The 17,142-nt window shown below is 71.3% G+C and carries 20 protein-coding genes; 8 read left to right on the top strand and 12 right to left on the bottom strand.

Annotated features, from left to right (window positions below):
• Positions 1 to 21: 21 nt before the first annotated feature.
• The gene (locus IE170_RS19870) at positions 22 to 771 is read left to right on the top strand and encodes an ASCH domain-containing protein (protein ID WP_223856503.1); all 750 of its coding nucleotides are present in this window, start codon (positions 22 to 24) and stop codon (positions 769 to 771) included.
• Positions 772 to 811: 40 nt separating this feature from the next.
• Here IE170_RS19870 and IE170_RS19865 read toward each other — a convergent pair whose 3' ends face one another.
• The 3 genes from IE170_RS19865 to IE170_RS19855 are packed head-to-tail and all read right to left on the bottom strand — an operon-like array spanning position 812 to position 2,335.
• Positions 812 to 1,159: a hypothetical protein gene (locus IE170_RS19865; RefSeq protein ID WP_189810760.1), complete on the bottom strand. Its 348-nt coding sequence runs from the start codon at positions 1,157 to 1,159 to the stop codon at positions 812 to 814.
• A gap of 44 nt (positions 1,160 to 1,203) precedes the next feature.
• A complete protein-coding gene (locus IE170_RS19860; protein ID WP_189810759.1) occupies positions 1,204 to 1,641 on the bottom strand; it encodes a hypothetical protein in 438 nt (145 codons plus the stop codon).
• Between the two features lie 16 nt (positions 1,642 to 1,657).
• Complete coding sequence (locus IE170_RS19855; protein ID WP_189810758.1) at positions 1,658 to 2,335, bottom strand: hypothetical protein; 678 nt, start codon at positions 2,333 to 2,335, stop codon at positions 1,658 to 1,660.
• Between the two features lie 434 nt (positions 2,336 to 2,769).
• On the opposite strand from IE170_RS19855, the gene IE170_RS19850 reads away from it, so the two are divergent.
• Positions 2,770 to 3,312, top strand: coding sequence for a S1 RNA-binding domain-containing protein (locus tag IE170_RS19850; RefSeq protein WP_229884988.1), 543 nt, complete (start codon positions 2,770 to 2,772; stop codon positions 3,310 to 3,312).
• 1 nt (position 3,313) lies between these two features.
• On the opposite strand, the gene IE170_RS19845 is transcribed toward IE170_RS19850, so the two are convergent.
• The 4 genes from IE170_RS19845 to IE170_RS19830 all read right to left on the bottom strand — a co-directional run bounded on the left by IE170_RS19845 (position 3,314) and on the right by IE170_RS19830 (position 7,029).
• Entirely contained in the window at positions 3,314 to 4,189 is an 876-nt protein-coding gene (locus tag IE170_RS19845) for an AraC family transcriptional regulator (protein ID WP_189810757.1), read from the bottom strand.
• Between the two features lie 172 nt (positions 4,190 to 4,361).
• The gene (locus IE170_RS19840) at positions 4,362 to 5,654 is read right to left on the bottom strand and encodes an eCIS core domain-containing protein (protein ID WP_373299019.1); all 1,293 of its coding nucleotides are present in this window, start codon (positions 5,652 to 5,654) and stop codon (positions 4,362 to 4,364) included.
• Between the two features lie 162 nt (positions 5,655 to 5,816).
• Positions 5,817 to 6,374 carry a histidine phosphatase family protein gene (locus IE170_RS19835; RefSeq protein WP_189810756.1) on the bottom strand — a complete coding sequence of 186 codons (558 nt, stop codon included), beginning with the start codon at positions 6,372 to 6,374 and terminating at the stop codon, positions 5,817 to 5,819.
• Between the two features lie 34 nt (positions 6,375 to 6,408).
• Positions 6,409 to 7,029, bottom strand: coding sequence for a TetR/AcrR family transcriptional regulator (locus IE170_RS19830; protein ID WP_229884986.1), 621 nt, complete (start codon positions 7,027 to 7,029; stop codon positions 6,409 to 6,411).
• Between the two features lie 90 nt (positions 7,030 to 7,119).
• Between IE170_RS19830 and IE170_RS19825 the strand changes: the two genes are divergently transcribed.
• Positions 7,120 to 7,530 (top strand): DUF4345 domain-containing protein, encoded by a 411-nt coding sequence (locus IE170_RS19825; protein WP_189810754.1) that lies wholly within the window; start codon positions 7,120 to 7,122, stop codon positions 7,528 to 7,530.
• Positions 7,531 to 7,534: 4 nt separating this feature from the next.
• Here IE170_RS19825 and IE170_RS19820 read toward each other — a convergent pair whose 3' ends face one another.
• On the bottom strand, positions 7,535 to 8,407 hold the full coding sequence (locus IE170_RS19820) for a helix-turn-helix domain-containing protein (RefSeq protein WP_223856501.1): 873 nt from the start codon (positions 8,405 to 8,407) through the stop codon (positions 7,535 to 7,537).
• Positions 8,408 to 8,611: 204 nt separating this feature from the next.
• Positions 8,612 to 9,076 (bottom strand): ATP-binding protein, encoded by a 465-nt coding sequence (locus tag IE170_RS19815; protein WP_308428419.1) that lies wholly within the window; start codon positions 9,074 to 9,076, stop codon positions 8,612 to 8,614.
• A 111-nt stretch (positions 9,077 to 9,187) separates the two neighbouring features.
• On the opposite strand from IE170_RS19815, the gene IE170_RS19810 reads away from it, so the two are divergent.
• From IE170_RS19810 to IE170_RS19795, 4 genes are read left to right on the top strand one after another with little or no spacing between them, the layout of a single operon-like run.
• Positions 9,188 to 10,036, top strand: a complete 849-nt coding sequence (locus IE170_RS19810) for a helix-turn-helix domain-containing protein (protein WP_189810753.1) — start codon at positions 9,188 to 9,190, stop codon at positions 10,034 to 10,036.
• Positions 10,033 to 10,290 carry a DUF397 domain-containing protein gene (locus IE170_RS19805; RefSeq protein WP_189810752.1) on the top strand — a complete coding sequence of 86 codons (258 nt, stop codon included), beginning with the start codon at positions 10,033 to 10,035 and terminating at the stop codon, positions 10,288 to 10,290. Before IE170_RS19810 ends, IE170_RS19805 begins: the two co-directional genes overlap by 4 nt.
• A complete protein-coding gene (locus IE170_RS19800) occupies positions 10,283 to 11,542 on the top strand; it encodes a hypothetical protein (protein WP_189810751.1) in 1,260 nt (419 codons plus the stop codon). Before IE170_RS19805 ends, IE170_RS19800 begins: the two co-directional genes overlap by 8 nt.
• Positions 11,532 to 11,966 (top strand): GNAT family N-acetyltransferase, encoded by a 435-nt coding sequence (locus tag IE170_RS19795; RefSeq protein WP_189810750.1) that lies wholly within the window; start codon positions 11,532 to 11,534, stop codon positions 11,964 to 11,966. The genes IE170_RS19800 and IE170_RS19795 overlap by 11 nt, the downstream gene beginning before the upstream one ends.
• Before the next feature lie 13 nt (positions 11,967 to 11,979).
• On the opposite strand, the gene IE170_RS19790 is transcribed toward IE170_RS19795, so the two are convergent.
• The 3 genes from IE170_RS19790 to IE170_RS19780 all read right to left on the bottom strand — a co-directional run bounded on the left by IE170_RS19790 (position 11,980) and on the right by IE170_RS19780 (position 15,642).
• Positions 11,980 to 12,873: a phosphatase PAP2 family protein gene (locus IE170_RS19790; RefSeq protein WP_189810749.1), complete on the bottom strand. Its 894-nt coding sequence runs from the start codon at positions 12,871 to 12,873 to the stop codon at positions 11,980 to 11,982.
• Positions 12,874 to 12,941: 68 nt separating this feature from the next.
• Entirely contained in the window at positions 12,942 to 13,988 is a 1,047-nt protein-coding gene (locus tag IE170_RS19785; RefSeq protein WP_189810748.1) for a LacI family DNA-binding transcriptional regulator, read from the bottom strand.
• Positions 13,989 to 14,013: 25 nt separating this feature from the next.
• The gene (locus IE170_RS19780; protein WP_189810747.1) at positions 14,014 to 15,642 is read right to left on the bottom strand and encodes a glycoside hydrolase family 13 protein; all 1,629 of its coding nucleotides are present in this window, start codon (positions 15,640 to 15,642) and stop codon (positions 14,014 to 14,016) included.
• A gap of 222 nt (positions 15,643 to 15,864) precedes the next feature.
• On the opposite strand from IE170_RS19780, the gene IE170_RS19775 reads away from it, so the two are divergent.
• The gene (locus tag IE170_RS19775) at positions 15,865 to 17,139 is read left to right on the top strand and encodes an extracellular solute-binding protein (protein ID WP_189810746.1); all 1,275 of its coding nucleotides are present in this window, start codon (positions 15,865 to 15,867) and stop codon (positions 17,137 to 17,139) included.
• The last annotated feature ends 3 nt before the right edge of the window (positions 17,140 to 17,142 follow it).

The raw sequence follows: 17,142 nt of genomic DNA, 5'->3' as shown, positions 1-17,142 counted from the left end.
CCTGTGCGTAATGTCTGTCGGATGGACAACACGATGCATCTACCGCAAGAAGACCTGGAGCTGGTCGAGTTCGCCCGGCGCATCGTCGAGGCGAACGGCGACGGCGAGGTCCACACCGTCGGGGCGGCCGTGCGCGACGCGCAGGGCCGGATGTTCGGCGGCATCAACCTCTACCACTTCACGGGCGGCCCCTGCGCGGAGTTGGTCGCGCTCGGGCATGCGCGCGCCGAGGGGGCACGCGACCTGACGGCGATCGTCGCCGTCGGCGACAGGGGCCGCGGGGTGCTCGCACCGTGCGGCCGCGACCGGCAGATCCTGCTGGACCAGCACCCGGGCATCCGCGTCCTCGTACCGGTGGCCGACGGCATCCGCAGTGTTGCGATCACCGACCTGCTGCCCCATGCCTATGTCTGGGAGGAGCAGTCGGCAGACCCCGACGGGGCGCCGGGCCCGGCTGCGACGCAGATCCTGTACTTCCACCGCACATACCTCGATGCCGTACGCGCCGGGCGGAAGACGTCGACGGTACGGTTCCGCGACCCGGTGGAACCGGGCCCGGTGAACATGGTGTTCGAGCTGGACGAGGACGTGGTGCTGCCGGGCGTCATCACGCAGACCACCTCCAAGAGCGTCGCCGAGTTGACCGAGGAGGACGCCGTCGCCGACGGCTTCCGGGACCTTGCCGAGCTGCAGGACAGGCTGAGGTTCCACTACCCGGACATCAAGCCGACCGACGACGTCTCGGTGGTCCACTTCCGCCTGGCGGAGTGACCGCCTGGGCGGGCCGCGGCGTACAGGCTGCGGACCGCCTTCAGGACCGTTGAGCGGGCCCGGTGACCGCGAGCCCGACCTGCGCGGCGACCCAGTGGGCGTACGGCTCTCCCGCCTGGCGGCCGTCGCAGACGATGCTGCGGACGTGGACGAGCACCGTGTGGTCGCCGGTGGGCCCGTCGAGCTCGCGGGTACGGGTGTTGAAGAGGAGCGTCACCTCGGCGTGCGTGGCTTCGCCGTGGAAGCCCGCCTCGGGTGCGGCCGGCCATTGCAGGGACTGCCAGTTGACCAGGCCGACGTTCGGGCCGATCGCCGCGGTGAGATCGTCCTCGATGCTGCCGACCGGCAGACCCCAGACCTCCCACTCCACCGGCAGCACGGCCGGCACGCATCCGCTGTACCAACAGGCCGGGACGACGCGTGTGCGACCCCTCAACAGGCGTGTGCGGTGAGCCGGAATTTCCGCAGCGCGGCCACGTAGTCGTCCGCAACCCCGTCGGGAGGCAGGCCGTCCAGGTGGAGGCGCGCCAACTCTTCGGCTGCGGAGAGCGCCGTCAGTGCAAGCGCCGCAGGACTGACGACCGCGACCGGCCCGGATGAAGATGCGACTCGGATTCCCTTTGTCGTCATCCTGAACGCCAGCCCGAACGACGTATCGGCACCAGTGAAGGATGCAGACCTGGTACGTCCTTGGAGCAGCCCTCCGAGGCAGTCCATCAGTTCGGTCACCGAGACGTAGATCATCATCCCTTGATCGGGCCTATGCCCCGCCGACCCGGCCTGCCCCAACTCCCCACACCACAGCATGTCCCCGAGATTGAACCCGCTGGGATCGCCCTGGTCGGGGCGCACGCTGAATTCCATGTTCACGGAACAAAATCCTGCCTCAGTGGTCGGGAAAGCTGACGAGTAGTTCTTTGGGGTCGATGCGCCCAGCACCGTGGCCGACGAGGGTTACCTTGGCGAGAGGGGCACGCCCCACGGTTTCCGGCCTGAGCGGGTACCAGTGGAGCGCGGCCAGCCGGACCTCGATGTCGGGCGCACCGACGGCCCGGAACAGCATGCCAACCCGCGCCTCACCCGTGAAGCTTTTCACGATGCACACCAACTCGTCGGGTGAAACTTTGGCTATTTGGGTCACGTACAGCCGTGTTGCGGTCGGCAATGCAGGCTGTGCGGCGATCGCATGGATGATGAGGTCGATGTCATGGGAGGCGGCGATGCAGAACTGCTGATCATTTCCACTTGGGGCAATCGCGAGATCGGGGTGGTCTTCGCCGCCCTGCTCGTGTTGCGTCAGCCGCGACGGCGCGATCAGCGAATTCCGCCTCTCCTTGAAAACCCAGGTGACGTTTTGTGGTGCATCCTTTACCACCGACATGAACATCTCTTTGAGCTCGGGATGCGGTTCGCTGAAACGCCAACCCGGCAAAGGTGCTTGGATGCGCCCTGTGTGATCGATTTCGGGGGTGCATTTGAGCCATGCCAAAGGCGCGAATCGCTCAAGTGCGGTCCTGGCTCGCTCGAAGCGCGGCATCGGATTCCCCGTGTTGGTCACCGCCATTTTCTGGTCCTTGCCAGTTCCATCAATGCAGACAGCTGGGGGCGGCACCCTCCCGCCCTCCCGCCGTATGACTCGTTCGTTGTTCTGTGATCTCAGGGCCCGCTCATAGTCTCCTAGGGCAATTGGCTCCGGGCTGAGGGTGGGGTCATCCGCGAGACGCTGCAGCGCCGCCGCTCGCGCCACCTCGTACGCATCAACGACCGGTGTCGCAGGCCGTGTTGCGGCCTCGGAGCGCAGGGCGCCCCACTCCTCGTCGACCCCCACCCCGAAGCCTTCTCGCCACCAACCGGGCTGCGCCCCCCGCAGCCCTCTGCAATCGAACGTGATTCTGCATGATGCGCTGGTGTACGCCCGGTTTTGCTCTTCCGACACGCACAGAATCAGACAGATATGCGGAGACCCGCCCGAGCGGGCTTCCGTGTGATGATCAACGCGTGACTGAGTACTCCCGGCCTTCCGAGAGCGGTGGCTACCGGGCATTCACCGCCGCCGCGGTCTGGCCTGAGACGGTTCGGGCGCTGCCCGTCGGGTCTCCGATCACCGGGGAGGTCGTCGGGAGGCGGCCCTTCGGGGTCTTCCTCTCCATCGACGGCCGGCCCGAAGCCGCCGGACTGGCCGAGATCGTCAGGATGCCCAGGTGCATGGAACTGCCGGTGGTGGGACAGCTCGTCGCCGGCACGGTCGTCTGGCACGAGGAGCACAACCGCCAGGTGCGCATCTCGCTCCGCGAGTGGGCGGAGCACGAGGACCTGCTGCCCGGGTTCGTCGACCGTGTGGGTCAGACCGTCGCCGGGCGTGTCACGAAGATCGCGTCGATCGGGTACTTCGTGCGCATCGCCGACTGTGTTGAAGGGCTCGTTCCGGTGAGCGGCTCGGCGGAGGGCGTCCGCGAGGGCCAGGACGTGCAGGTGCGGATCGTTTCCGTGGATCCGGAGCGGTCCCGCGTCGTCCTGGCCGCCGCCGGCGGCGGTGCCTGAGTCAGGGCGCGGTGGTCCGGGTCACCGGGATCCACAGGTGGGCCGTCGCCTGGGGCGGCTCGGAGTCCGGCGGGGTGACGCGGAGGATTTCCGGGCCCGGGCGGTACTCGTACGGGTTCGACGGCATCCAGTGGGCCGCCACGTCCGCCCACATCTGCTGGAGCGCCTGCGGGAACGGGCCCGTGTTCTCGAAGACCGCCCACGTGCCCGCCGGGCACTCCAGGACGTCCAGGTCCTCGGGCGCGGTCTCGGCCGACGTCGCCGCCGCGTGGTAGTAGTCCAGGTCGGCGCCCTCCTCGAAGCCGTCCGACACGCGGACCGTCGCCGACACCACGCCCCGCGGGTCCTGGTCGGACAGGGCCGCGATCCGCTGGAGCGTCTCCGGCGGGATGCTGCGGATGTGCTCGGCGATGTGCGGGTTGGCCCCCTCGTGGATCAGGGGGACGCGGGCCTTCCTGCCCACGATCCGGAACGCTTCCTTCTCGACGATGCGGTACCGCATGGTGCTGCTCCCTTCGACGGTGAGGCGGAAGGAGAGCCGGGGCTGGGCGTTGAGGGCCGCGCCGGTGCGCCGGGCCTCGCCGGGGCCGACGCCGTGCACGGCGCGGAACGCCCTGGCGAACGCCTCGCCCGAGGTGTAGCCGCAGCGGACGGCGATCTCCAGCAGGGACGGCGTCCCGGCCAGTACGTCGGCCCCCGCGACGGTGAGCCGCCTGCGCCGGACGTACTCCGACAGCGGCATCCCCGCCAGCGACGAGAACAGCCGCCGGAAGTGGTACTCCGACGTGGCCGTGATCCGGGCCAGTTCGGATACGTCGACCTCTCGGTCGAGGTGGTCCTCGATGTACCCCATGGCCTGGTTCAGCCGCTCCAGCACGTCCGGCCTCCTTCCCTTTCCACCGCCACGCTAAGGGCGCCCCCGCCTGCCGCACCCGACATCCCGTGCCCGCTCCGGTCGGGTCACTCGTCGGCGGCTCTCTCGGCCCTCACCCATTCCATCGTGTCCTTTGTGCCCGCGCCCCAACGGGGGGCGGGCGGCGACACGGCTCCTACTGGGCTATCGGGCAGTTCATGAACGCCGAGAACAGTTCCAGGACCAGGGCCTCGCTCCATGCCCCCGGGTTGTCGCGGAGGTGTTCGAACCTCTGGTAGAGGAATTCCCATTCGCTGAAGTCGCGTCCTGTCGCGTAGGGGAGGTCCAGTCCCGCGTTCGACTGGACATCGCGGAGGTAGCGCACGATTTCGCCGGTGTTGGTCATTCCCCTGACCGCTTCGTAGAAGGGGCGCGCCAGTTGCGCCTGCCGGATCTGCTCGAATCCGTGGAACTGGTTGATGGTGTCGAAGGCTGCCTGGCCGGTGAGCCCTTGGGCCTGGATCGTATTGATGCGCGCGGTCATGTGATGGGACAGCATGCCGATCGCGCTGTTGTCGGGGCCGTCACCGGGCCAGAGGTTGTTGGGGTTGTTGTTCATGTCGTTCAGCATCTGCTGCACGTGGTTGACGGACTGGAGGTACGTGTGGGCGGCCGCGTTGGCGCTGTGCGCGGTCCACCAGTTGGCCAGGGCGTCCCTCATCAGAGCGTGGTCGATCACATGGCGCCGGTGTTGTCCCGGGGCGACGGCCACGACCTGCTTGGTGGTGGCGTTGAAGTCCTTTCGGTGGAGGATGCGCTGAATCGGCACCCCGTGGTGTTCCGTCCCGCCAGGGTGCGGCGGCGCCTGCTTTTCGACGGGCGCCGGTGCGGGTGCCCGCTGCAGTGCCCGGGTGGCGTTGGCTTCGGCTTCGCGCTCGAACTGGTCGGAGGGGTCGGAGACCTTGAGGCCGGCGCCGTTGTCGGTGCCGGCGACGGGACCGCGACGCTGCTGGATGACGTGGGTCAGCTCGTGGGCCAGGGTGTGCAGGTCGTCGCCGCCGTCGCCGATGACGATGTGGTTGCCGCTGGTGTAGGCGCGGGCGCCGACCTCTGCGGCGGAGGCTTTCGCCGCGCCGTCGTCGTGGATGCGGACGTCGGAGAAGTCGGCGCCGAGCCGGTATTCCATGTCGGTGCGGGTGGCCTCGTCCATCGGGCGTCCGGGGCTCTGGAGGACGTCGTGGACGGCGGAGCGCTGGACCGGGGGCAGGCCGGTCTGCTGGTGGCCGCAGTCGGCGGTGTGCTGGTGCTGCTCGGGCTGGGCCCAGGTGTGGCCGGCGTGGCGGAGCATCTGGACGACTGCGGTGTTTCCCGCCGCGGCCTGCAGCCCGGGCAGGCCGCCGGGCCGCGCGGGAGGCGGTGCCGGCGCGCGCTGGGGAAGGCGGCTGCCGGCGTCCGGCCCGGCGCGGTGGGCGTGGTCGTGTTCGTGCACGGCGGCCTTCCCGAGATGCGGAGGTAGCGACTGCTCCTGGATATGCGGTCGCGGCTGCCGGCACCAGGGGCGGGCGGGCAGCGTGCCGTGCGCGATCGGGCACAGGGGGGAGTACGGTCCCGCGTCCTGCCGCTCAAGGAAGTCCCGAGCGGCGCAGTCGGCTCAGGGCGTGCCCGCCCGGGTGGGGAGGGTGTAGTGCCAGCCCTCCTGCCAGGCGAAGGGGGCGTCGACGAGGGATTCGATCGCCGCGCAGGTCAGGAGGCAGTCCAGCGCCCATTTGTTCGCCGAGTGGGCGATCAGCAGGACGCGGTGGCCGTCCCAGGCGGCGGACAGGTCGGTGAGGAAGGCCGCGGTGTTCGCGATGACCTCGCGGTAGCTCTGGCCGCCGCCCGGGAACGGGGTGTCGATGTGGCGGGAGCGGAGCCGGGCCAGGGAGGCGACCGGGGTGCCGTTGAGGGTGCCGTAGTCGCATTCCCGCAGGCGCGGGTCCTCGTGGAGGGGGACGTCCGTCCCCGCGAAGGCGATGCGGGCGGTCTCCACGGCCCGGTGCAGGTCGGAGGTGAATACGGCGGCGATGCCGTCGCCGCGGCGGCGTTCGCCGAGGCGGGCCGCGAGCTGCCGGCCCTGCGGGGAGAGCCGGCCGGGCAGCCATCCGGTGGCGATCCCGTTCTCGTTGTCCTCGGTGAGCGCGTGGGTCTCGTAGACGATGTCGACGGCCATACGGGCCAGGCTCGCACCGCCCGGCGCCGCCCCGCTAGGAGGCGTCCGCGCCGGGCAGTGCGGAGGGAAGGAGGGGGCGGAGCGCACCGACGACGGCGCCGATGCAGGCGTCCCGCAGTTCGGTGCGGTGGCAGGTCTCCCGGTCGAGCCAGTCCACGCAGAGGACTTGGACGAACACCAGCCACGCCTTGAGCACGGCGGAGACGGCGTCGCGGGTGCGGTCGTCGGCCAGGGGGAGGACGTCGAGCAGGCGCGAGCGGAGGGCGTCGAGCTCGTTCGTCATGATCGTCTGGATGACCGGGTCGCCGGCGAGCACGCGGTTCGCGGCGAGTACGGCGTGGCGGTTGGCGATGAAGTAGTCGAGGTGGGCGTCGAGGCCCTGGGCGAGCTGCTCGACGAGGGTGGCCCCGGGGTCGAGGCGCGTGGCCGCGAGGAGCTGGTCGGCGGCCTGCCGGTAGACGGCGGCGAAGAGGGCGTGCTTGCTCGGGAAGTGGCGGTACAGGAGGGCGCGCGAGACGCCTGCCTCGCGGGCGACTTCCTCCATCGTGACGTCGTCGTACGGGTGGGCCGCGAAGGAGCGGGCGCCGACGGCGAGGAGCTGGGCCCGGCGCTCGGCCGGGTCGAGGCGCCGGCGGGGGAGGGAGTGGGGAGGCACGCCCCCCAGATTAGTTGACATGTGTCTACTGGTGGCTTCTCATCGTTGGTAGACGGATGTCAACCAACAGCGGGGCGGGGTGGCTTGCGCATGGCCGGGGTACTGCGGGGATCCGCGTGGGTGATGGGGATCGCGTGCGTGGCGATCGGGCTGCTGCACGTGGTCGGCGGCAACGCCGCCATTCCGGGCGAGGGGGACGCCGGTGCCACCGTCGACAGTCTGGGACGCTTCCTCGGTGCGGTCTTCGCCGGGTACGGGCTCGCCTGGATCTGGGCGGCCCGGCAGTCGCCGGTCCCGGCGGCCGCGGTGCGGTGGCTGGCCGCGGTGTTCCTGCTCGGTGGTGCGGGGCGGCTGCTGTCCCTGGCGGTGCACGGCCGGCCGCACTGGTTCCAGCTCGTGCTGACGGTGATCGAGCTGGTGCTGCCGCCCCTCTGGTTCTGGCTCGCCGCGGCCGACGAGCGCGCGGCGGCGACTGCGGCCGTCCGGCCGGCCGGAGCCTGACGCGTCAGGCGGCCGCTCGGCGGCGGGTGCAGGGCGGGCACTCGCCCGGGGTGGGGGAGCGGTGGGCCTTGTCGCAGGTCGGGCAGGTGCGGAGGGGGTGTACCACCCGGTCGGGGCGGGCCGCGCCGACCGGCAGGATCGCGGGCAGGCGGGCGGGGGCCAGTTCGCGGATGCGGTGGAGCAGCAGCCCGTACGGGGAGTGGATCGGCGCGAGCGGCAGCCCGTTGGTCAGCGAGGCGCTGACGGCGGCCACGGGGAGCCCCTGGTCCAGCCACTCCGACACGGCGGGCGCGAGGCGTTCCACGTCCCGCTTCGAGAGGACCAGTCGCGGGTCGCGCAGGCGGAGCCGGGCCAGCAGGTCGTACGCCTCCGGCCGTGCGGGCGCCTTCTGTTCGGCGTTCCCGGGGGCCGGTTCCGGGTCGGGCTCCTCCTCGTCGGAGGTGGGGGCCGGATCCGGTCCCGGGGCGGCCTCCTGCGGGCGGGCTGCGGCGGGCTCCAGGGGTGCGGCCTCGCGGGCGGCGCGGGCCTCCGCCCACAGGGCGGGCGGGTTGTTGTACGACTCCGTGCAGGTCACGACCCGCCCCGACGCCGCGCGCTGCTGGTGGCGGCGCAGGTAGCCGTGGTGCTCCAACTCCCGCATGGCGGCGGCGATGCGCACCTCGCCCTCCGGGAAGCGCCCGGCCAGGCTCTTGATGGTGACGCGCGCGCCGCTGGGAAGCGACTGGATGTGCACGGCGAGACCGATCGCCGTCAGGCTCAACTCGCGGTGCTGGGCGAGGTGGTTGCCGACTTTGACGTACCGCCGGTGGTGGTCGCGGTTGATGTGCCGGATGCCCGGCATGGGGCACGCGGGCGCGCTAGGCTGCTGGTCAGCCATGGGGAAGGGGCTCACTTCCACTGTGGTCAGGCCCTCGGTTCGGGATGGCAGTCCCGGTCGAGGGCCGTTCGCGTTTCTGGGGTTGTGGGGAAATCGTGCACCGGGAATTGGCGTACCCGCCAGTGGCGTTGGCGCCATTCACCCGACCGGGTGAGAGGGGGAGGGGGGAGGTTGGGTGAGGTCGTTGTACCCCCGGTTATGTCATTAGGCGTCGTGCGTCGCCGGAACGCGGTCCACCGGGTCGTGAGAACCTCGATCCGGTGAAAACGGATTCACGAAATCCATTTCCGCCCAGACCGTTTTCAGGGGAACCGGCCCACGGTCGATTCCCCACCGCGAGGCGAGCGCGGACACCAGCAGCAGCCCCCGCCCGCATTCCGCCGCCGGGTCGGGAACGGCCGGCTCGCAGGGCGGGCCCGCCTCGGCGCGCGTGTCCGACACCTCGATACGGAGCGTAGGCCCGGGCCCCGTCCGCAGCCGCAGCCGGAACCCGCGCCCCGGCACCCTCCCGTGCGTCACCGCGTTCGCGGCCAGCTCGGCGACGACCTGCGCCGCGTCCGCGAACGGAAGTCGATGTTCCACCAGTTGGGAGACGGTGAGGGAACGTGCGGCGCGAGCGCCGCGCGGGGTCGCGGGGAGGGTCGCGACGAGGGAGATTTCCTGATTCACGTGACTCAGCGTGGCCGCCCCTGCGTAACCTGAACAGTGCCGAGGCGGCTGTGTACGGCTGCTGTCCACGGCGGTTGCGTGCTGTCCTGACGGTCCCCGCGGAGGTGGGAAGTGAACACAGACGGCGCCGACGAGTCGAGTTGGGAACTCGACCCGGAGGACGAATCGGGGGCGGTGATCGCCGCGGTGGGACGCCAGTTGAAAATGTGGCGCGAGGCCGCGGGCCTCGACCGCGCCAAGTTCGGCCAGCGGATGGGTTACGGCCCGAACCTCATCTACAAGATCGAACGCGGCACCCGCATTCCCCGCCCGGAGTTCCTGGACAAGGCGGACGAGGTCCTTGAGGCGGGCGGGAAAATCGCGGCGATGAAGGCCGATGTGGAAAAGGCCCGCTACCCCAAGAAGGTACGGGATCTCGCCGAATTGGAGGCGAGAGCGGTTGAGCTGGGGGCATACGGGAACCACAACCTGCACGGACTGCTTCAGACCGAGGCGTACGCGCGGGCACTGTATGAGATTCGGCGTCCGGCCTACTCCGTGGACGAGGTGGACCGCCATGTCGCCGCACGCATGTCGCGTCAAGAGATCTTCCACCGCCAGCCGGCTCCTGCGCTGACGTTCGTTTTGGAGCAGGTCACGCTTGAGCGGCCGATCGGAGGTCCCGGTGTGCTGCAAGGCCAGTTGAAGCGCCTGCTGGAGGTGGGTGCCCTGCGCAACGTCGAGATTCAGGTCATGCCTACTCAGTGCGAGGACCACGCGGGGATGGGGGGTCACATTCAGGTCGTGAAGCTGGAGGACGGCTCTGCGGCTGCCTACTGCGAGTCGCAAGTGGCAAGCCGCTTGATCACTGATCCCAGGGACATCCAACTCCTCGAACTGCGCTATGGGATCATCCGTTCCCAGGCTCTCAGTCCCCGGGAGTCACGAGCCTTCATCGAGAAAGCGCTGGGAGAGACATGAGCATCAAACGCTCTGCAGCGGACCCCGCTGCGTTGGTGTGGGTCAAGAGCAGCTACAGCGCGAGCGACAGCAACGAGTGTGTCGAAGTCGCCTGGATCAAGAGCAGCTACAGCACCAACGACGGCCCCGATTGCGTAGAGGTAGCCCACCTCACCGGCACCGTCCTCGTCCGGGACTCCAAGGTCCCCGACGGCGGTCGGCTCGCCGTGGCTCCGGCCGCCTGGGCCGGGTTCCTGGCGTCCGCCGTTGCTTAGACGCCTGCGCGAGCCCCGCGGCGCGGAGGCGGCCGTGCAGGCCGTCCTCCGCGAGCGGCGGCCGGATCCGGCCGCCTGGGCGGCGGTCGCCGAGGCGGCCTGCGGCCCGCCCGAGGACCGGTGGAGGGCCGGGGACGCGGTCATGCAGGGCCGGTTCGCACTCGCCCCGCACACCGACCGCCTGGCCCGCCGCCTCGGCCGAGGCCACCTCGGGGCCGGCAACGAATCCCAGTGGGACGTCCAGATGCTGGCCCTCGCCCTGGCCGGGACGGGCGATGTGCGAGCCATGCCGGCCCTGAGGAACCTGTCCGCGGCGGACTGGTTCCTCATCGACGCACGCCCCCTCGCCGTGCTGCCCGCCGCCGACCTGCTCCCGCTGGTGCGGGCCGAGCTGCGGCACACCCGCCTGTCGACCTCCGACTTGCTCCGCGTCCTCGCCGACCTGGGCGCGACCGCCGCCCCGGCCCTGCCCGAGGTGGTCCCGCACCTGGAGCAGGAGCGCGCCTACGACGCCGCGCGCGTCCTCGGCCGGATCGGGCCGCCCGCCGCCGCGGCCGCGGGCCGGCTGGCGAAGTTCGCGACGGGCGCCGCGCGCCCGGAGGGCCCGTACGGCCGGGAGGCCGCCGGCGCCTGGCACGGGGTCCGCATGGCCGCCTGGGCGCACTGGCGCACCACCGGCGACGACACCCTCCTCCGACGGGCCTGCACCGCCGACCTGGCGGCGGGGCGCGGCAGCCGGGTCCTGCCCTACCTCGCGGACCTCGGCCCGGCCGCCGCCGGGCACGCCGACGCGGTGCGCGGCCTGACGGGTTCGCCGGGCGCCTGGACCCGGGTCGCCGCTGCGCACGCCTGGTGGCGGATCACGGGCGATCCGGAGCCCGCCGTGCCGGTGCTCCTCGAGGCAGTCGATCCGGACTTCGACGGCCACCCCGCGGACGTCACCCCGACCGCGGTCCGGCACCTGGGTGCGATCGGCCCGGCCGCCGCCGCGGCGGTGCCGGTACTGGTCCGGCTGCTGGAGCGGGAGGAGCGGGTCCGGGAGCCGTGGGAGCGGAAGCGGATCCTGGTGGACGACGACTTCACCCGCGCCCTCGCGGAGGCCCTGACCCGGATCACGGGCAGCGTCCCCGACGCCACCCCGCCGGCCGTCCTCCCCTGGGTCACGGGCAGGCGGCCCGTGCCCGTCTCGGATCCCGGGATATCCGCTGCGCCGCGCCTGCGCGGCCTGTTTGGATGGCCGGATGAGCACTGAACCGCTGCCCGACGGGTACGAGATCTCCGCCGACCCCTCCCGCCTGGACGTGCCCCGGATCCACCGCTGGCTGTCGGAGGACGCCTATTGGGCGCTGGGCCGCAGCCGGGAGAAGCAGGAGGCCGCCATCGCCGGCTCCCTGAACTTCGGGGTGTACGACAGCGCCTCGGGGGAGCAGGCGGCGTACGCCCGGGTGGTCACCGACCGGGCCACCTTCGCGTGGCTGTGCGACGTGTACGTCGACCCGGCCGTCCGCGGCAAGGGCCTCGGCGGGGCGCTGGTGGGGGCGGTGCGGGCGCACCTGGAGCCGTTCGGGCTGCGCAGGATCCTCCTGGCCACCGCCGACGCGCACGAGGTGTACGCCCGGCAGGGCTTCGAGCCGCTCGCCTTCCCGCAGAAGTGGATGGCCCTCGGGCAGCAGTAGGCGCCCGGCAGCGTCAGGTGCGCTGCCCGCGGAACCGGTTCAGCAGGGCGGCCGTGGCCGGGTGCGGGCCGGTGTGGAGGGGGTGGCGGGGCAGCCGGTGCGGCATGGCGCCGTACCAGGCGCGGGAGACCGCGTAGCCGAACGCGAGACAGATCATGCCGCCGACCGCGTCGAGCCAGAAGTGGTTGGCGGTGGCGACGATGACGACGAGGGTCGCCGTCGGGTAGAGGAGGCCGAGCACCCGGGCCCACGGGACGGTCGCCACCGCGAAGATCGTCAGCCCGCACCAGAGCGACCACCCTATGTGCATGGACGGCATGGCGGCGTACTGGTTCGACATGTTCTTGAGGTTGCCGGAGGCCATCGAGCCCCAGGTGTGGTGGACGAGCACCGTGTCGATGAAGTGCTCGGTCTCCATCAGCCGCGGCGGGGCCAGCGGGTAGAAGTAGTAGCCGACGAGCGCCACGCCGGTCGTCGCGAAGAGGACGAGGCGGGTCGGGGCGTACCGGCCGGGGTGGCGGCGGTAGAGCCAGGCGAGCACGCCGAGGGTCACCACGAAGTGGAGGGTGGCGTAGTAGTAGTTCATGCCGACGATCAGCCACGTCACCGAGTTCACGGTGTGGTTGACGGTCTTCTCCACGGCGATGCCGAGCGCCTGCTCCAGGCGCCACAGGAAGTCGGCGTTCGCGAGGGCGACGGCCTTCTGCTCGGGCACCGCGTTCCGGATGAGCGAGTACGTCCAGTAGCTGACCGCGATCAGGAGGATCTCGAACCAGATCCGCGGGCGGCGGGGTGCCCGGAGGCGGCCGAGGAGGTCGGGCCGGGTCTGCGGCGGGGCCGCGTCGACGGCAGCGGGCGTCGAGACATCCGTCCGGGTTTCCAGTGTCTTCACGCTCGCTTCAGCCATGGGACGAGAGTCTGCCAGATGCCCTCCCGCCTACGATCATCCCGCGGGAGCATCCTTGCCGCGGCCGCTCAGCCCTGAGGACGAGACGGACCCCTGGTCTGCCCGGGGCCGGACGCGGTGGACCCGCGGACCACCAGCTCGGGCAGGAACACGAACTCGGTGTGGGGTGCCGGGGTGCCGCCGATCTCCTCCAGCAGCGTGCGCACGGCGGCCTGTCCCATGGCCTGTACGGGCTGGCGGATGGTCGTCAGCGGCGGGTCGGTGAACGCTATCAGGGGGGAGTCGTCGAAGCCCACCACGGAGACGTCCTGCGGGACCCGCAGGCCCTGCTGGCGGGCGGCCCGGATCGCGCCGAGCGCCATCATGTCGCTCGCGCAGACGACGGCGGTGCAGCCGCGGGCGATGAGCGCGGTCGCGGCGGCCTGGCCGCCCTCCAGGGAGTACAGGGAGTGCTGGACGAGCTCCTCGACGGCGTCCTCGCCGAGGCCGAGGCGCTCCTTCATCCCGAGGCGGAAGCCCTCGATCTTGCGCAGGACGGGCACGAACCGCTTCGGGCCGACGGCCAGGCCGATGCGGGTGTGGCCGAGCGCGGTCAGGTGGGTCACGGCCAGCTGCATCGCCGCCCGGTCGTCGGGGGAGACGAAGGGGGCCTGGACCTTCTCGGAGAAGCCGTTGATGAGGACGAAAGGTACGCCTTGCGCACGAAGTTGGTCATACCGGCCGGTGTCGGCGGTGGTGTCGGCGTGCAGGCCGGACACGAAGATGATCCCGGAGACCCCGCGGTCGACGAGCATCTCGGTCAGCTCGTCCTCCGTGGACCCGCCGGGGGTCTGCGTCGCGAGGACCGGCGTGTACCCCTGGCGGGTCAGCGCCTGGCCGATGACCTGGGCCAGCGCCGGGAAGATGGGGTTGTCCAGCTCGGGGGTTATCAGCCCGACGAGCCCGGCGCTGCGCTGCCGCAGCTTCACGGGCCGCTCGTACCCGAGGACGTCGAGCGCGGCCAGCACGGACTCGCGGGTGCCTGCGGCCACACCGGGCTTGCCGTTGAGCACGCGGCTGACTGTGGCTTCGCTGACCCCCGCCTGGGCTGCGATGTCGGCAAGCCGTGCGGTCACGGCATTGGACTGTACCGGTCGCACGTCACAAAGCCCACCAGGTGCACGAATCCTGCGGCAGGCGGACCGAGCGGCCGTCCGTCTCGACGGGGGCGCTGGAGAGGACCGGGCGTCCCGGCGACGGCAGCTCCACCACCGTGCCCCGCCCGTTGAGGGTGCAGGCGAAGCCGGGCCGGGTGAAGAGGAGCACCCCCTCCGGGGACGGCTGCCACACCAGCGGGCCGGCGTCGGGGGAGCCGAGGCCCGGCAGGGCGCGGCGCAGTTCCAGGGCGGCCCGGTACAGCTCCAGCGTGGAGTGCGGGTCGCCGGTCTGCGCGGCGACGCTCAGGCCCGCCCAGTCCCGGGGCTGCGGCAGCCAGGTCCCGGCCGGGCCGAAGCCGTACGGGGGCTCCTGTCCCGACCAGGGCAGCGGGATCCGGCAGCCGTCGCGCAGCCCGTCCTGCCCGGCGGTGCGCAGGAACGCCGGGTCCTGGCGGACCTCGGCGGGCAGGTCGGCGACCTCGGGCAGGCCGAGCTCCTCGCCCTGGTAGACGTACGCCGACCCGGGCAGCGCCAGCATCAGCAGGGCCGCGGCCCGCGCCCGCGCCAGGCCCTGCGCGCCGCCGCCGTAGCGGGTGACGTGCCGGACGACGTCGTGGTTGGAGAGGACCCAGGTGGTGGTGGCGCCGACCGCGGCGGTCGCGGCGAGCGACTCGTCGATCACGGTCCGCATCAGGGCCGGGTCCCAGGGGCAGGTCAGGAACCGGAAGTTGAAGGCCTGGTGCAGTTCGTCGGGGCGGACGTAAAGGGCCAGGCGCTCCGAGGTCGGCGCCCAGGCCTCGGCGACGCCGATGCGGTCGCCGCCGTACTCGTCGAGGAGGCGGCGCCAGGAGCGGTGGATGTCGTGGACGCCGTCCTGGTCGAAGAACGGCAGCGGCTCGGTCCCGATCAGGGTGGCCTGGGCGCCGCGGCCGATGTCGGGGAGGCCGGGGGCCTTGACCATGCCGTGGGCGACGTCCACGCGGAAGCCGTCGACGCCGAGGTCGAGCCAGAACCGCAGGACGGAGGCGAACTCCTCGGCGACCTCCGGGTGCTCCCAGTTCAGGTCGGGCTGCTGCGGGGCGAACAGGTGCAGGTACCACTCGCCGCCGGCGGCGCGCGTCCAGGCGGGGCCGCCGAAGACGGACTCCCAGTCGTTGGGCGGCAGCATTCCGCCGGGGCCGCGGCCCGGGCGGAAGTGGTAGCGGGCGCGGGCCGGGCCGCCGGGGGGCTCCGCGAGCGCCTCGCGGAACCAGGGGTGCCGGTCGGAGGTGTGGTTGGGCACCACGTCGACGATGACCCGCAGGCCCAGCGCGTGCGCGGCCCGGACCAGCTCGTCGGCGTCGGAGAGGTCCCCGAAGAGGGGGTCGACGGTCCGGTAGTCGGCGACGTCGTAGCCGCCGTCGGCCTGGGGGGAGACGTAGAAGGGGGTCAGCCACACCGCGTCCACGCCCAGCCGGGCCAGGTGCGGCAGCCGGGAGCGGACCCCGCGGAGGTCGCCGACGCCGTCGCCGTCGCTGTCGGCGAAGGAGCGGACGTACACCTGGTAGATGACGGCATCGCGCCACCAGCCGACGCTTTCGGTGGTCTTGCTGGAAGCGCTTGCAAGCCGGGGGGCGGTCAGCTCATGGGTCATAACGGGGTCAACGCGGCGACACCGCCCCTGGTTGCGGGCCTGACGACCCGAAGGACGTTCGAACGGCCAGCAAGGCGCGGCAACCGTCCGGACACATGGATGTAACGATCCCCCGTCCTTGCAGAAAATTGCCGCAAGCTCTTTCGGTCGGCTTTCAGGCTTGTTACGTTCCCTGCAACTCGGGACCGCGAGGGCGCGGCCGGGATCATCGAAGGAGTTCATATGCGGCGTGGCATAGCGGCCACCGCGCTGGTCGCGACCCTGGCGCTCGCGGCGACGGCTTGCGGCGGTGACACCAAGGACGACGGCGGCGCGACCAAGGCGGGCGGGGAGCTCTCCGGCACGGTCACGTGGTGGGACACCTCGAACGATGCCGAGAAGGCCAGCTTCCAGAAGATCGCCGAGGCGTTCACCGCGAAGCACCCCAAGGTCACCGTCAAGTACGTCAACGTGCCCTACGGCGACGCCCAGAACAAGGTGAAGAACGCCTTCAGCAGCGGCGCCGAGGCCCCGGACGTGATCCGCGCCGACGTCGGCTGGGTCGCGGACTTCGCCTCCCTCGGCTACCTCGACGAGGTCCCGGCCGAGACCGCGAAGAAGATCGACGCCGAGTTCCTGCCCCAGGCCGCGGCCAGCGGCAAGTACGAGGGCAAGACCTACGCGGTCCCGCAGGTCATCGACACCCTCGGCCTCTTCTACAACAAGAAGATGCTCGCCGACGCCGGCGTCCAGCCCCCCAAGACCCTGGAGGAGCTGAAGGCCGCCTCGGCCGCGATCAAGGCGAAGACCGGCAAGGCCGGCCTGTACCTGCGCGGCGACGACTCCTACTGGTTCCTCCCGCTGATCTACGGCGAGGGCGGCGACCTCGTCGACGCGAAGAACAAGACGGTCACCGTCGACAACGAGGCCGGCGTCAAGGCCTTCAAGACGGCCCGCGACCTCGTCACCTCCGGCGCGGCGATCACCAACGCCACCGACGGCTGGAACAACATGCAGACGGCCTTCAAGTCCGGCGAGGCCGCCATGATGATCAACGGCCCGTGGGCCGTCGCCGACAGCTACTCCGGCGAGCAGTTCAAGGACAAGTCGAACCTCGGCGTCGCCGCCGTCCCGGCCGGCTCCGTCAAGGCCGGCGCCCCGCAGGGCGGCCACGACCTCGCCGTCTACGCCGGCTCCAAGAACCGCGCCGCCGCGCACGCCTTCGTCGAGTACATGACCTCCCAGGACGTGCAGGTCCAGTCCGCCAAGGACCTCAGCCTGCTCCCGACCCGGACCGCCGCCTACGAGCAGCCCGACGTCAAGTCCAGCGAGATGGTCCAGTTCTTCAAGCCGGCCGTCGACAAGGCCGTCGAGCGCGCCTGGATCCCGGAGAACGGCTCCCTCTTCGAGCCGCTGAAGGTCGAGTACACGAAGGCGATCACCGGGGCTTCGAGCCCCGAGGACGCGGCCAAGGCCGCCGGCGCCGAGTTCCGCAAGATCCTCAAGGGCTGGAAGTAAAGA

Source organism: Streptomyces toxytricini (assembly GCF_014649915.1).
In the GTDB taxonomy this organism is placed as follows: domain Bacteria; phylum Actinomycetota; class Actinomycetes; order Streptomycetales; family Streptomycetaceae; genus Streptomyces; species Streptomyces toxytricini.
The sequence above is the reverse complement of the archived record's forward strand: the minus strand, read 5'-3'. Positions and strand labels throughout refer to the sequence as shown.